Raw genomic sequence first — 14,061 nt, forward strand, 5'->3', positions numbered from 1 at the left:
GGTGTCCGACCGCGCCCGGCTTGTGCCGCGACGGCACGTGCCGCCCTGGGCCAGGTTCGTCGCCCGGCGGCTCGCGGCGGGGCTGGTGGTGGTGTGGGGGACGCTCACGGTGACGTTCTTCGCCCTCCACCTCGCCCCCGGCGACATCGTGGACGGACTGATCGGGCCGGGCGCCGCCGCCACCCCGGCCCTGCGTGACCAGGTGATCGCCGAGAACGGCCTGGACGACCCGCTGCTCGTCCAGTACGGCCGCCAGCTCGCCCAGTTGGCGAGCGGCGGCCTCGGCTGGTCGTACCAGCTCAACGAGCCGATCGGGCGGCTGCTCGGCAGCCAGCTCGGCCCGACCGTCGAGCTGGCGGTGTCCGCGCTGGTCACCGCGCTGGTGCTGGCGGTGCTGGCGGCCACCCTGACGGCCGGCCGGGGCTGGGCGGTGCGCGGTGCCGCCGGTATGGCCGAGCTGCTGATGGTGTCGATGCCGTCGTTCTGGCTGGGCATCATCCTGCTGACGGTGTTCTCCTACCGGCTGCACGCGCTGCCCTCGATCGGGGCGGACGGGCCGGCGGCGCTGGTGCTGCCGACGCTGGCGCTGGCGCTGCCGCTGGCCGGAGTGCTCGCCCAGGTGATCCGCCAGGAGCTGGAGAGCGCCGACGGCCGCCCGTTCGTGCTGACCGCGCGCTCGCGCGGCCTGGGCGCGACGGCGGTGCTGCTGCGGCACACCCTGCGGCACGCGCTGCTGCCGCTGACCACGCTGGCCGGCTTCGTGCTGGGCAGCCTGTTCGGCGGCGCGGTGCTGGTGGAGAACATCTTCACCCGGCCGGGCCTGGGCCGGGTGCTGGCCAACGCGGTCGGCTCGCGCGACCTGCCGGTGGTCAGCGCCCTGGTGGTCATCTCCAGCGCGGCGTTCGTGGTCATCAACACCCTGGTGGACGTGCTCCACCCGCTGATCGACCCCCGGCTGCGCGAGAGAGGAACGGCATGAGCACCGTGACCGCCCTCCTCGACCGGCCGGCCGCGGCCACCGCCCGCCGGGGCGCGCTGCTGCGCTCGTCGGCCCGCCTGGCACCGCTGGTCCTGCTGGCCGCGGTGGCGCTCGTGCTGGTCTTCCCCGGGGTGTTCGCCACCCACGCCCCCGAGGCGACGGACGTCGCGGCGGCGCTGCGCCCGCCCGGTGCCGAGCACTGGCTGGGCACCGACCAGCTCGGCCGGGACGTATGGTCGCGGCTGGTGCACGGCACCCGGCTGTCGCTGCTGATCGCGGTCGGCGCGACGCTGATCGGGGTGGGCGGCGGCGCGCTGCTCGGCCTGGTCGCCGGCTGCGGCGGACGGCGCGTCGACTTCGCCCTGATGCGGGTGGTGGACGTGCTGCTGGGCTTCCCCGAACTGCTGCTCGCGCTGGTGGTGGTGGCGCTGCTGGGCGGCGGCACGGTCAACGTGGCGATCGCCATCGGCATCGCCGGGGTGCCCAACTACGCCCGGCTGGTGCGCGGCCAGGCACGGCTGGTGCTGCGCTCGGAGTACGTGGAAGCGGCGCGGGTGCTGGGGGTGCCGGCCTGGCGGTCGGTGCTGCGGCACGTGCTGCCGAACGTCGGCGGCCCGCTGGTGGTGCTGGCCTCCATCGGGCTGGGCTCGGCCATCATCTCGGGCTCCGGGCTCAGCGTGCTCGGCCTGGGCCCGGTCCCGCCGGAGGCGGACTGGGGCTCGATGGTCGCCGACGGCAAGGACTTTCTCCAGACGGCCTGGTGGATCTCGATCGCACCCGGCCTGGCCGTCTCGGTCGTGGTGGTCTGCACCACGCTGATCGGCCGTTCGCTGCAGCTGAGGGCGGTGCGATGACGACGACGACAACGGAAGCGACCGCGGCGAAGGCGGCGGCCGGGGACACCGGTGCGTCGGTGCCGGGCCCGCTCGTGCGGGTGGAGGGGCTGCGGGTGTCGTTCCCCGGCGCGCCGCGGCCCGCCGTGGACGGGGTGTCGCTGGCCATCGGCCCCGGGGAGTGCGTGGCGCTGGTCGGCGAGTCCGGCTCGGGCAAGTCCGTCACCTCGCGTTCCCTCATCGGGCTGGCGGGCGCCAGGGCCCGGGTCTCCGCCCGGACCCTGGAGGTGGCCGGGGCGGACACCACCGGCTTCGGCGAACGGCAGTGGCGCGCGGTGCGCGGCCGGCGGGTCGCCATGGTCTTCCAGGACGCGCTGACCGCGCTGGACCCGCTGCGCACCGTCGGCGCCGAGATCGCCGAGGCGGCCCGCCTCGGCGGCACCGCCGGCCCGGACGGCGGTGCCCGGGTGGTGGAACTGCTCACGGCGGTGGGCGTGCCGGAGCCGGAGGCCCGGCGCACCCAGTACCCGCACCAGCTCTCCGGCGGGCTGCGCCAGCGCGCGCTGATCGCCTCGGCGCTGGCCGCCGACGCCCCGCTGCTGATCGCCGACGAGCCGACCACGGCGCTGGACGCGATCGTCCAGGCGCAGATCCTGGCACTGCTCGGCCGGCTCAAGGACGAGGGCCGGGGACTGCTGCTGGTCAGTCACGACCTGGCGGTGGTAGCGCAGTTGGCGGACCGGGTGCTGGTGCTGCGGCGGGGCGGGGTGGTGGAGAACGGGCCGGCCGGCCGGGTGCTGTCCGCCCCGGAGCACCCGTACACCCGGATGCTGCTGGACGCGGTGCCCTCGGGCCGCCCGCCGGCCCGTCCCGCCCAGGCCCCGCCCGAGGCACCGGACGCCGAGGAAGCGGCCCCGGTACTGACCGGGCGCGGGCTGGTCAAGTCCTTCGCCCTGGGCGGGCCGAGGGCCCTCGACGAGGTCGGGTTCACCCTGCGGGCGGGTGAGGCGCTGGGCGTGGTCGGCGAGTCCGGCTCGGGCAAGACCACGCTGGCGCGGGTCGCGATGGGTCTGTCCCGTCCCGACGCCGGGGAGGTGCTGCTGCACGGGCGGCCCTGGTCGGCGCTTGCGGAGCGGCGGCGCCGGGCCGGGCGCTCGGCGATCCAGTTCGTCCAGCAGGACCCGTACGCCTCGGCGGACCCCCGGTTCACCGTGGCGCGGATCATCGGCGAGGCGCTGCCGGGACTGCGGCGCGCCGAGCGGGCCCGGCGGTGCGCGGAACTCCTCGACCAGGTCGGCCTGCCGGCCGAACTGCTCTCCCGCCGGCCGCACCAGCTGTCCGGCGGTCAGCGCCAGCGGGTGGCCATCGCCCGGGCGTTGGCGGGCCGTCCGCAGGTGCTGGTCTGCGACGAGCCGGTTTCGGCGCTGGACGTCTCGGTGCAGGCGCAGGTGCTGGAGCTGCTGGACCGGCTGCGGCGCGAGCGGGGCATCGCCCTGCTGTTCATCACCCACGACCTGGCCGTGGTGCGGCAGGTCGCCGACCGGGTGCTGATCATGCGCGGCGGGTCGGTCGTCGAGGAGGGCGAAACCGAGCGGATCTTCGAGGCCCCCGCCCACCCGTACACCCGGGCCCTGCTGGACGCCGTCCTGCGGCTGCCCGGCGCGGACGGTGCGGGCAGTGCGGACGGCGCGGACGGTGCGGACGGGACGCACGGCGCGGACGGGACGCACGGCGCGGACGTCACCGGCCGCGACGACCCGGAGCAGGACACGGAGTAGGACACCGAACACGTCGCCGGGCAGGACGGCGAGCACGTCACGAAGTGGGAGACATGACTGACACGACGACGGACGCCGTCCCCGAGGCCGCCGAGGTGTGGCTGCGGCGGGCCGAGGAGGTCGCGGCGCGGCTGGCACCCGGCGCCGCCCGGCGCGACCGTGAGGGCACCCCGCCGGTGCGGGAGATCCGGCTGCTGAAGGAGACCGGCCTGGTGACCCTCCTGGGGCCGGTCGAGTACGGCGGGGCCGGCCAGAACTGGTCCACCGCGTTCCGGGTGGTGCGCACCGTCGCGGCGGCCGACGCCTCGGTCGGCGAGCTGCTGGCCCACCACTACGTGTGGGTGTCGATCGCCGAGTTCATCGGCACCGACGAGAAGATCCAGCACATCGGCGAGGTGTCGGCCCGGGCCCGGTGGTTCTTCAGCGGGTCCTCGAAGCCCCGCTCGGCGCCCCTGGTGATCCAGGACACGGGCCGCGAGATGCTGTTCCACGGGCGGCTGGAGCGCGCCCTGGGCCACCCGGTGTCGGACATCACCATCCTGGAGGGCTTCCTGGAGGACGGCGACACCCCGATCAGCGCGCTCGCGATGAGCGGCCACGTGGGGCTGTCCTTCGAGCCCGGCGCCGAGGAGTTCGGGCTGCGGTCGCTGGCTGCCGGGACCGTGGTCGCCGACGGCGCGAACATCCCGTGGACCGGGGCGCTCGGCCACGTCGACAAGACCTTCGTGCCCCGGGTCTACAACACCTTCCTCACCCCGGCCTTCCGGCTCGCCCAGGCCAACGCGCTGATCGGCGCGGCCCGGGGCGCGCTGGACGCCGCCGCCCGGCACGCGCGCGAGCAGTGCTCGGAGGCGCCGCTGACCGAGGCCGCCGCCGCGGACGCGGCCCGGCACTACGGCGCCCTGGCCTCCGCGCTGTGGGCGGTGGAGGCGTTCGCCGACGCCGTCGGCGCCGAGGCGGACGCCCTGCACGCCCGGCGCCGCACGGTGACCGAGGAGGAGCGCGGCCGGCACGCCGTCCGGGTCGCGGCGCTGGCCACGCAGGCCGGCGCGGCCACCGACGCGGTCACCGCCGGCGTGCTCGGGGCGGCCGGCCCCGGCGGCGCCGAGGCCGCGGCCGGGCTGGACCGCTACTGGCGGGACACCCGGGCGCGGCGGGTGCACGAGGACGACCCGGGGCGCGCCCGGGTGGTGGGGCGCCACCTCCTGCACGGCGAAGTCCCCCGCCCCACCTGGTACGCGTGACACCCCGAGTAAGGAGCACCCGCGCATGACCAGCAGTTCCCCGACCGTCCCGCTGTCCGTCCTCGACATATCGTCCATCGACTCCGCCGGCCGCCCCGCCGACACCCTGGTCGGCACCCGCCGGCTGGTGGCGGCCGCCGACGAGCTGGGCTACACCCGGTTCTGGGTGGCCGAGCACCACAACTCGCGCGGGATCGCCGGCTCCGTCCCGGCCGTCCTGCTGGCCGCGCTCGGCGAGCGGACCAGCCGGATCCGGATCGGCGCGGGCGGGGTGATCCTGCCCAACCACCCACCGTACGCCGTCGCGGAGTCCTTCCGGACGCTGGCCGCGCTCTTCCCCGGCCGGGTGGACCTGGGCATCGGCCGCTCGGGCGCGGACCCGGTGCTCTCCCACGCGCTGCGCCGGGCGCCCGAAGAGGACTTCCCTGCGGCGCTGGAGGAGCTGCTCGCCTTCGTCGATGGCGGCTTCCCGGACGGGCACGTCTACCAGCGGCTGGAGGCCCTGCCGGAGCCGCCGCAGCCGCCCCGGCCGTGGCTGCTGGGCGCCAGTGTGCGCAGCGCCGTGGACGCGGGCCGGCGCGGGCTGCCGTACGCGTTCGCCCACCACTTCTTCAACTCTCGCGGCACCGAGGAGGCGCTGCGGGCGTACCGGGAGAGCTTCCGGCCCTCGGCCCGGGCCGAGCGGCCGCACGCGATCGTCACCGCCTACACGGTGTGCGGGGAGACCTCGGAGCAGGCGCGCCGACTGGCGGCGCCGGCGCTGTTCCCGGTGCTGCGGCTGAACGGCGCCTCGCCGATCGCGCCGCTGCCCACCGTCGAGGAGGCGGCGGCGTACCCGTGGACGGAGGCCGAGCGGGCCGCCGCCGACGCGCTGCTCAGCACCCAGGCGGTCGGTGACGCCGAGGAGGTCCGCCGGGCGCTGGCGGACCTGCTGGAGCGCACCGGCGCGGACGAGCTGATGGTGACCAATAACGTCACCGACGTCGAGGAGAAGATCCGCTCGCTGGAACGCGTGCGGGAACTCGCCCCGGCGCTGCCCGTCCCCGCCGGGGTCAGCTCGTAACGGCCGGGCGGCGGCGATGGGCGCGGGTGCCGAGGCTGTCGCGGATGCGGCGGTGGTGGGTGACCAGCCAGACCCGCTCGGGCTCGCCCGGCGGGCAGCGGTCCAGGGCGTGGTCGAGGCAGCTGACCGCGAGCGCGTCGTCGCCCGCGGCGGCGGCCCGGGCGGACGCCCCGACCAGGGCTTCCCAGGCGCGGCGCTCCATCGTCTCCACCGGGGTGCCGTCCGCCTCGGCGAGCGCGATGGCGCGGTCGTAGTGGAAGGCCAGCAGCCCGGGGCGGGGCACGTCCAGCAGGGCGGCCCAGTCGGCCGCCCGCAGGTGGCGTTCGACCAGGACGCGGCCGGGCAGCTGGGCGAGCGCCACATCGCGGCTGACGGCGTACCGGAAGGCGTACTCGACGTCTCCGGGGACGCCGCTGCGGCGCACCCGGCGCAGCAGTTCGCGCGACTCCAGGAGCTCCAGGCTGCGGCCGACCTCCTCGGGGTCGCGCTGGCTGACGGCGGCGACCGCGCCGCGCCACAGCGTGCCGCCGACGACGGCGGCGTCGCGCAGCACCGAGCGGGCGGTGCGGTCGAGGCCGTCGAGCTGGGCGGCGGCGACGGCGAGGACGGCCGGCGGGTGGGCGGCGGCCGGGTCGGCGCCGGCGTCCGCCGCCCGCGCGTAGGCCTGGGCGAACAGCGGGTTGCCGTCGGCGAGGGCCGCGCGGCGGTCGTCGGCGGGCGTCGGGTGGCGGCGGCCGGAGGCGGCGCCGATCACGGTGGCGGTGGCCGCGGTGGACAGCGGTGCCACGTGCAGCAGGGCCGAGCGGCGCTTGGCGCACGCCCAGGAGGGCCTGGTGTGGAGCAGTTCGGAGCGGGCGCCGACGATCAGCAGCAGGGCGACCGGGCCGAGCCGGACGGTGAGGTCCTCAACGAAGGAGCGGACGAAGTCGGCGGCGCGGTGGAGGTCGTCCAGGACGACCACCAGCGGGCGGTCGGTGGCCGCCTCCTCCAGGAACTGCCGCAGCGCGCCGAGGACTTCCTCCCGTGGGACGGCGCCACCGTCCGGCCCCTGGGCGGAGGCGGCCGCGGCGGGCAGGCCGAGGCAGGCGGCGAGCGCGGTGACGATCGGTCCGGTGGCGGCGTGCGGGAAGAGCCCGCGCACGACGCCGGTCAGCGCGGGCAGGACGACGGCCGCCGGCGCGCCGGCGCGGATGCCCGTGTAGGCGCGGACCACGCCGGCCAGTGGCTCGTAGGGGGTGTGGGCGTCGAAGGCGGGGGTGCCCGCGTGGAGCACCCGGGGCGCCAGCGGTCCGGCGCCGTCGCGCAGCGCGGCGGCGAACTCCCCGATCAGCCGGGTCTTGCCGATACCGGGCTCGCCGATCACCGTGACCAGGTACGGCAGTTGGCGGCGGATGGTGTCCTGGTAGGCGCCGCGCAGCAGGTTCAGCTCGTGGGTGCGCTCCAGGAACGGCGGTTCGACGGGGTGCCCGGACGGCCCGCGGCCGTCGGGGCGGGAGCGCGCGGGGCGGTGGACGCCGGGGACGCCGGGGACCGGGGCGAAGCCGAGGCCGGCGCCGCCGGCCTCGACGGTGGCGTCGGCGGCCCACAGTTCCCCGCGGGGGACCTGCAGCAGCAGGTGGTGGCAGGCGTCCAGGACCTGGCCGGTGACCTCCACGGGCTCGGGTGCGCTGTCGTCGTAGGTGACCACCACCTCGCCGGTGCCGACCACGAGGTGGGTGACCGGCCGGGTGGCGGTGGCCGCGGTACCGGGCGCCGGTCCGGGCACGGTGCCCCCGGGGGCGGCCGGTCCGGGCGCCTCGAAGTGGCGGCGCAGGGCGAGGGCGGCGCGCAGGGCCCGCTCGGCGTCGTCCTCGTGGGCCCGGGGGACACCGAAGACGACCAGCCACACCGAGCCGAAGGCCCGGCGCACGTGCCCGCCGAAGGGCGCCATCTCGCGCCGGATGCCGGCGGTCAGCTCCTTGACGGCGTGGTCGACGCGCTCGGGGGCGAGGGCGCCGTCGTCGGCCGTCCACCGGGCGCGGACCATGACGACGCTGGCCGGGCGCCGCTCGACCCGTTCCCAGGACGCGCGGAAGGCGTTCTCGGCGGCCGGGGCGTCGGCGGTCCCGGCGCGGCCGGCGCCGCGGTCGTCGGCGCGCGCGGCCGGGGCGGGCGCCGGCGACGGCGCGGCGGGTGCCGGCCGGGGGTGCGGCGGTCGCGGGGCGGCGGCCGCGGGCCGGGGTCCGGCCGGGGGCGGGAAGTCCGCCGCGCCGCCCGGGGCGGCGGTGAGCCGCAGCGCCAGGGCCGGGTCGTGGCTGAGGATCGCGCGCTGGAGGCGTCGCAGGTCGCGGCCGGGTTCCAGGCCGAAGCGGTCGGCGAGCAGGTCCCGGGTGCGCCGGTAGCGGTCCAGCGCCTCGGGCTGGCGCCCGCAGTTGTAGAGGACGACCATCAGCTGGGCGACCAGGCGTTCCCGGGTCGGCTCGGCCTCCAGCAGGGACTCCAGTTCGCCGATCAGCTCGCGGTCCCGACCCATCGCCAACTCGGCCTGGATGCAGTCCTCGTGGACGGCGAGCCGGGTGCCCTGGAGGGCGGCCAGCTCGGGCCAGGTGAGCCCGGCGTCGCTCACGTCGGCGAGCACCGGGCCGCGCCACAGGCCGAGGGCGCGGCGCAGCAGTTCCGAGGCCTGCGTCCAGTCGCCGGCCGCCAGTCGGGCCCGGCCCAATGTGACAAGCTCATGAAATTCCGTGAGATCGAGCTGTTCCGGCTCGATTCTGAGCACATATCCGGGCAGAGTGGTATTCAGCGCGACTTTCCCGTCCGCCGGCTCCCCGACCGCCTGGAATGCGCGGCGCAGCCCGGCCACCGAGTTCTGCACCATTTTCCGCGCCGTGGACGGACGGTCATCGCCCCAGAGTGCGGCGGCTATCTCATTGATGCCCACCACGCTATTCGCGCGGAGCAGGAGAACACCGAGCAGGGCCCTCTGCTGCAGGCCGCGAATGGGCACGTCAGTGCCGTCGGAGAGCACTTCAAGCGGCCCCAGAACGTTGAATCGCACCCCTACCCCCTCGATTCCCGGCGATTCCGGACAATGCCATTCCGAAGAATGTGCCCGATGGTACATCAGGTCGACCCGGGCCCTCCATTGACTGCACGTCAATTCTTATCTACGATACCACCGGCGACCCCCGCCGGTGATCTCCGCGGCAATTCACCGCCCCCGCCCGGCAGGGCTGATTCAAAGTCGTGGTGATCAGGCAAGTGCGCAGGTCACGGGGGTGTGATGGGGTGGTGTCGGGCCGTTGCGAACGCATCGAGGCTCCGGCTGAAGGGGTGACCTCGTCCGTCGCCCCGAACCGGAGCCTCGACGCGTCGCCAGTCTGTCACCTGCCCCCTCTCCGACCCGCCTGTTCGTCAACTCGAGAACGGCGCGGGTCTGGTGGACCGGCTGGCGCTGCCGGTGGATCCGCGTGGTCTGCGTCACCCGTTGACGAGTGTGGTGCTGGTCGCCGCGTCGGCCAGGCCGCCCGCTCGCAGTGGACCATCGAGAACCGGCTCCACTTCGTCCGCGACACCGCCTTCCGCGAGGACGCCTCCAAGATCCGCACCGGCCACGGGCCCGAGAACATGGCGACCCTGCGCAACCTCGCGATCAACACCCTCCGCGACCACGGCCACACCAGCATCGCCGCCGGCCTCCGCCACGTCTCCTACCGGCCCTTCACTCGCCCCCTCGACCTCCTCCACATCCCCTGAGCAGGGACGATACAAGATCATCAGGACTGTGAATCATCCCTGCCCCGCCCGGCGGCCCCGGCGGCAGTGGCCCGCCCATGGGCGGTCAGTTCCCGGGCGATGGGCGGGGTGTCCCCATGATGGGTTCGACCGGGAGCGGGCGGACGTCGCCATCGCCCCGGGGGAGCCGCCGGGGACCGGCGGCCGGACGCCTACAAGAGATGAGGTCGGGGGTACCCGGTGCCTTCCCTGCTGGAACGTGATGCGCACATCGACAGACTCGACCACCTGCTCGCCGAGTGTCTCGGCCGCGCGGGCCGGGTGGCACTGGTCGACGGACCCCTCGGCAGCGGCAAGAGCGAGCTGCTGCGGGTGTTCGCCGCCCGGGCCGCCGAGCGCGGAGTCCTGGTCGTGGGCGCGGGCTGTTCCGCCCAGGAGCGGGATCTGCCCTTCGGCATCGCCGACCGGATCGCCCGCTCCCCCGGCTGGCCCGCCGGACACGCCGAGCGGCTGGCCGCGCTGGCCGCCCCGGCCGTCCTCGCCGACCCGGCCGAGAGTGCCGGCGGCACCGCCCTCAACGGCACCGCCCTCAACGGCACCGCCCTCAACGGCACCGGCGCGGCTGGCGACCCGGCCGGCCCGCCGTCGCCCGCGCTGCTGCGCGCCTGCCGCGACCTGACCACCGCCCTGCTCGCGGCCTCCGCCGACACCCCGGTACTGCTCTGCGTCGAGGACATCGGCCACGCCGACGACGCGTCCCTGCACTTCCTGCGCCACCTCGTCCGCCACCTGCCGCAGAGCCGGGTGCTGCTGGTCCTCACCGACGGCAGCACCCCGTGGCCCGCGCGGCGCCGGCTGCACGCCGAACTGCTGCGCCACCCGCACGCGCACCGCCTCGCGCTGGCCCCGCTGTCCCGGGCCGGCGCGCTGCGCCTGGTCACCGAGGGCCTGGGCGAGGAGGACGCCCGTCACCGCGGCCCCGGCCTGGTGGACGTGGCCGGCGGCAACCCGCTGCTGCTGCACGCCCTCGTCGAGGAGCACCTCGACCGCGCCGACGAGCCCGAACCGCGCTACGGCCCGGCCCTGCTGAGCTGCCTTCACCGGGCCGGCCCCGGCGTGCTGCGGGTCGTCCAGGCCCAGGCCGTGCTCGGCGAGGAGGCCCCGGCCGAGGACGTGGCCCGGCTGCTGGGAGAGCGGGAGAGCGCCGACGCGGTCGCCCGGATCCGCGCCACGCTCACCGCCGCCGGACTGCTGGACGGCGAGGGACGGCTGCGCACCGCGGCCGCCCGCGCCGCCGTCCTGGAGGACCTCGCCCCGCACGAGCGCACCGAACTGCGGCTGCGGGCCGCCCAGCTGGCCCACGAGACGGGCAGCCCCGCCGCCGAGGTGGCCCGGCACCTGGTCGAGGCCGGGCGGGCGCCCGCGCCGTGGGCGGTCGCCGCGCTGACCGAGGCGGCCGAGCACGCCCTGCTCGACCACCGTCACCGCACCGCCGTCGCCTGCCTGCGCCTGGCCCACAAGGAGGCCGCCGAGGAGAACGACCGGGCGGTGCTCCGGCACCGGCTGGCGCAGGCCGAGTGGCAGCTCAACCCCTCGGCGGCGGCCCGGCACCTGGTTCCGCTCACCGCCGCGGTCCGGGCCGGGCACCTCGGGCTCGCCGAGGCGCTCGTCCTCGTCCGGTACCTGCTGTGGCACGGCCGCGGCGAGGAGGCGCTGGCCGTCCTGGATCTGCTGCGCGCCCGGACCGGACCGGCCTCCCCCGCCGAGACGGGCGCGCTGCGCGACGTCGAGACCTGGCTCGCCTACACCCACCCGGGCCTGGCCCGGGGCCGCCGCGTCCCGGCGCTGCCCGCCGACCTGCGGCACGCGGTCGCCCCGGACGTCGACCCGCAGCTGCGGGCCGCCGCCGCGCTCGCCGGGGCGCTCACCCGGGGACGGGCCGCGGAGGCCGTCGACCACGCCCAGCAGGTGCTGCACGACGCCCACCTGCACGGCCGCACAGCGTGGGCCGAGGAGGCCGCGCTGCTCGCGCTGCGGGTGCTGCTCCAGGCCGGGCGCGCCGACACCGCGGCGGTCTGGAGCCAACGGCTGCTCGACACCGCCGCGCGCCGCGAGGTCCCGACCGCGACGGCCCTGTACTCGGCGGCGCACGCCGAGGCGGCCCTGCGGCTCGGCGAGCCGACCACGGCGGCCGAGCACAGCCGGGCCGCGCTGACCCACCTCAGCCCCACCGCCTGGGGCATCGCGGTGGGCCTGCCGCTGGGCACACTGATCATCGCCGAGAGCCGCACGGGCGAGCACCGCTCGGCGGCCAAGCACCTCACCCACGCCGTCGGTGAGGCGATGTTCCAGAGCCTGTACGGGCTGCACTACCTGTTCGCCCGCGGCGAGCACTACCTGGCGACCCGGCACGGCCACGCGGCACTCGCCGACTTCCTGTCCTGCGGCGAACTGCTGCGCACCTGGGGCCTGGACGGCGCGGGGGTGGTGCCCTGGCGCACCCAGGCCGCCGACGCCTGGCTGCGGCTGGACAACCGGGACCGCGCCTGGCGGCTGATCCACGAACAGCTCAGCCGGGCCGACGCCGACCTGCCGCACAACCGCGGCCCGGCGCTGCGGCTGCTCGCCGCGGCCGGGCCGGCCGGGCGGCGCGGCCCCCTGCTCACCGAGGCCGTCGACCTCACCGAGGCCTCCGGCGACCGCTACGAGCAGGTACGGGTGCTCACCGACCTGAGCCGGGCGCACCAGGGCGCCGGCAACAAGCGCCGGGCCCGGCTGCTGCTGCGCCAGGCCCTGCACGTGGCGAACATGTGCGCCCTGAAGCCGCTCGCCCAGGAGCTGCTGTCGGTCTCGGCGGACCTCGGCGAGAGCGGCCCGGCCGCCGACGAGGCACGGGAGCCGGGCGGGGTCGGCGCGCTCACCGAGTCCGAGCGGCGGGTCGCCTCGCTCGCCGTGCTCGGCTACACCAACCGCGAGATCGCCGGACGCCTGTACGTCACGGCGAGCACCGTGGAACAGCACCTCACCCGGGTCTACCGCAAGCTCGGGGTACGCCGACGCAAGGATCTGCCAGCCGATCTGTGGGCCAACCTGAGGAAGACGGGATGACGACGCCGACCACCACGACCCCGACGGTGCACGACGGCACCGGGCCCGACCTCGCCCGGGCCCTGGCGGGCCTGACCGCCGGTCAGCAGCCGCAGTGGCCCGACCAGGAACGGGTGCGCGAGGTGCGCGCCGCGCTCGGCGCCCTGCCGCCCCTGGTGGAGCCGGCCGCCGTGGACCGGCTCCGGGAGCGCCTGGCCGAGGCCGCGCTCGGCCGGGCCCTGGTCGTCCAGGGCGGGGACTGCGCCGAGACCTTCGCCGGCAACACCCCCGAGCACGTGCGCGCCAACCTGCACGCCCTACTGCACTGCGCGACCCTGTTCGAGGTCGCCTCCGGCCTGCCGGTGGTGCCGGTCGGACGCGTCGCCGGGCAGTACGCCAAGCCGCGCTCCAGCCCGACGGGCCCGGACGGGCTGCCCTCCTACCGGGGCGACATCGTCAACGGCCTCGCGGCGACAGCCGAGGCCCGCACACCGGACCCGCGGCGGATGCTCACCGCGTACGACGGCGCCGGCGCCGCGCTCGACGTGCTGGACTCGGTGGCCGACGCGACCCGCACCGAACTGTTCGCCGGTCACGAGGCCCTGCTGCTCGACTACGAGGTGCCGCTGGTGCGCGACGGGTACGCGCTGTCCGGCCACTTCCTGTGGATCGGCGAGCGGACCCGCGAGCTCGACGGCGCGCACGTCGCCCTGGCCCGCCGGATCGCCAACCCGCTGGGCCTCAAGCTGGGCCCGTCCACCACCCCGGACCAGGCCGTCGCCTACGCCGAGGCGCTGGACCCGGACCGCGTCCCCGGCCGGCTGACGCTGATCAGCCGGATGGGCGCGGACCAGGTGTCCGACGTGCTGCCGCCGCTGGTGGAGGCGGTGGCGGACGCGGGGCACCCGGTGGTCTGGCTCTGCGACCCGATGCACGGCAACACCGAGACGGCGGCCGGCGGGCTGAAGACCCGCCGCTTCGACCGGATCGCCGCCGAGGTGAGCGGTTACTTCGCCGTGCACCGGGCGCTCGGCAGCCACCCCGGCGGCCTGCACCTGGAACTGACCGGCGACGACGTGACCGAGTGCCTCGGCGGTCGCGAGGACCTGCGCGAGGAGCAGCTCCCCGAACGCTACCTGACCGGCTGCGACCCGCGGCTGAACGGGCGCCAGACCCTCGACCTGGCGCGCGTCGTGGCGGAGATCCTGCTGGAGCACTCCGCCCGGCGGGCGCCCGTGGCGGTCTGAGGACCGCCACCCGGACCGACGGCCCGCTCCTCCACGCGGAGGGGGAGCGGGCCGTCAGCGCGTGCGCGGGAGGGGGCGGGCGGCGGGCCGGGGCGGGGCCGGCGGGCGAGTCCCCG

9 protein-coding genes are annotated in these 14,061 nt (G+C 76.5%); 8 read left to right on the forward strand and 1 reads right to left on the reverse strand.

What is annotated here, in order from left to right; translation table 11 throughout:
- Position 1: 1 nt before the first annotated feature.
- Genes ACIO5D_RS24495 through ACIO5D_RS24515 form a run of 5 tightly spaced genes read left to right on the forward strand, consistent with a single transcriptional unit; the run spans position 2 to position 5,897 of the window.
- Positions 2-979: an ABC transporter permease gene (locus ACIO5D_RS24495; RefSeq protein WP_400797752.1), complete on the forward strand. Its 978-nt coding sequence runs from the start codon at positions 2-4 to the stop codon at positions 977-979.
- Positions 976-1,833 carry an ABC transporter permease gene (locus ACIO5D_RS24500; protein ID WP_363614064.1) on the forward strand — a complete coding sequence of 286 codons (858 nt, stop codon included), beginning with the start codon at positions 976-978 and terminating at the stop codon, positions 1,831-1,833. Before ACIO5D_RS24495 ends, ACIO5D_RS24500 begins: the two co-directional genes overlap by 4 nt.
- Positions 1,830-3,590 (forward strand): dipeptide ABC transporter ATP-binding protein, encoded by a 1,761-nt coding sequence (locus tag ACIO5D_RS24505; RefSeq protein ID WP_400797754.1) that lies wholly within the window; start codon positions 1,830-1,832, stop codon positions 3,588-3,590. The genes ACIO5D_RS24500 and ACIO5D_RS24505 overlap by 4 nt, the downstream gene beginning before the upstream one ends.
- Before the next feature lie 53 nt (positions 3,591-3,643).
- Positions 3,644-4,834: an acyl-CoA dehydrogenase family protein gene (locus ACIO5D_RS24510; protein ID WP_400797757.1), complete on the forward strand. Its 1,191-nt coding sequence runs from the start codon at positions 3,644-3,646 to the stop codon at positions 4,832-4,834.
- A 25-nt stretch (positions 4,835-4,859) separates the two neighbouring features.
- Positions 4,860-5,897 (forward strand): LLM class flavin-dependent oxidoreductase, encoded by a 1,038-nt coding sequence (locus tag ACIO5D_RS24515; protein WP_400659718.1) that lies wholly within the window; start codon positions 4,860-4,862, stop codon positions 5,895-5,897.
- Here ACIO5D_RS24515 and ACIO5D_RS24520 read toward each other — a convergent pair.
- Positions 5,887-9,000 carry a BTAD domain-containing putative transcriptional regulator gene (locus tag ACIO5D_RS24520; RefSeq protein WP_400797760.1) on the reverse strand — a complete coding sequence of 1,038 codons (3,114 nt, stop codon included), beginning with the start codon at positions 8,998-9,000 and terminating at the stop codon, positions 5,887-5,889. The genes ACIO5D_RS24515 and ACIO5D_RS24520 overlap by 11 nt on opposite strands.
- A gap of 503 nt (positions 9,001-9,503) precedes the next feature.
- Here ACIO5D_RS24520 and ACIO5D_RS24525 point away from each other — a divergent pair.
- From ACIO5D_RS24525 to ACIO5D_RS24535, 3 genes are all read left to right on the forward strand, one after another.
- Positions 9,504-9,632 (forward strand): hypothetical protein, encoded by a 129-nt coding sequence (locus ACIO5D_RS24525; RefSeq protein ID WP_363614055.1) that lies wholly within the window; start codon positions 9,504-9,506, stop codon positions 9,630-9,632.
- A gap of 219 nt (positions 9,633-9,851) precedes the next feature.
- The gene (locus ACIO5D_RS24530) at positions 9,852-12,719 is read left to right on the forward strand and encodes an AAA family ATPase (RefSeq protein WP_400797763.1); all 2,868 of its coding nucleotides are present in this window, start codon (positions 9,852-9,854) and stop codon (positions 12,717-12,719) included.
- Complete coding sequence (locus tag ACIO5D_RS24535) at positions 12,716-13,945, forward strand: 3-deoxy-7-phosphoheptulonate synthase (protein ID WP_400797766.1); 1,230 nt, start codon at positions 12,716-12,718, stop codon at positions 13,943-13,945. The genes ACIO5D_RS24530 and ACIO5D_RS24535 overlap by 4 nt, the downstream gene beginning before the upstream one ends.
- Positions 13,946-14,061: the final 116 nt, after the last annotated feature.

It is taken from the genome of Kitasatospora sp. NPDC087315 (assembly GCF_044744345.1).
GTDB lineage: Bacteria > Actinomycetota > Actinomycetes > Streptomycetales > Streptomycetaceae > Kitasatospora.

What these genes read in the sequence shown, in the direction of transcription:
- ACIO5D_RS24500 (WP_363614064.1), top strand. Translation starts at nt 976, where the DNA reads ATGAGCACCGTGACCGCCCTCCTCGACCGGCCGGCCGCGGCCACCGCC.
- ACIO5D_RS24505 (WP_400797754.1), top strand. Translation starts at nt 1,830, where the DNA reads ATGACGACGACGACAACGGAAGCGACCGCGGCGAAGGCGGCGGCCGGG.
- ACIO5D_RS24510 (WP_400797757.1), top strand. Translation starts at nt 3,644, where the DNA reads ATGACTGACACGACGACGGACGCCGTCCCCGAGGCCGCCGAGGTGTGG.
- ACIO5D_RS24515 (WP_400659718.1), top strand. Translation starts at nt 4,860, where the DNA reads ATGACCAGCAGTTCCCCGACCGTCCCGCTGTCCGTCCTCGACATATCG.
- ACIO5D_RS24520 (WP_400797760.1), bottom strand. Translation starts at nt 9,000, where the DNA reads ATGTACCATCGGGCACATTCTTCGGAATGGCATTGTCCGGAATCGCCG.
- ACIO5D_RS24525 (WP_363614055.1), top strand. Translation starts at nt 9,504, where the DNA reads ATGGCGACCCTGCGCAACCTCGCGATCAACACCCTCCGCGACCACGGC.
- ACIO5D_RS24535 (WP_400797766.1), top strand. Translation starts at nt 12,716, where the DNA reads ATGACGACGCCGACCACCACGACCCCGACGGTGCACGACGGCACCGGG.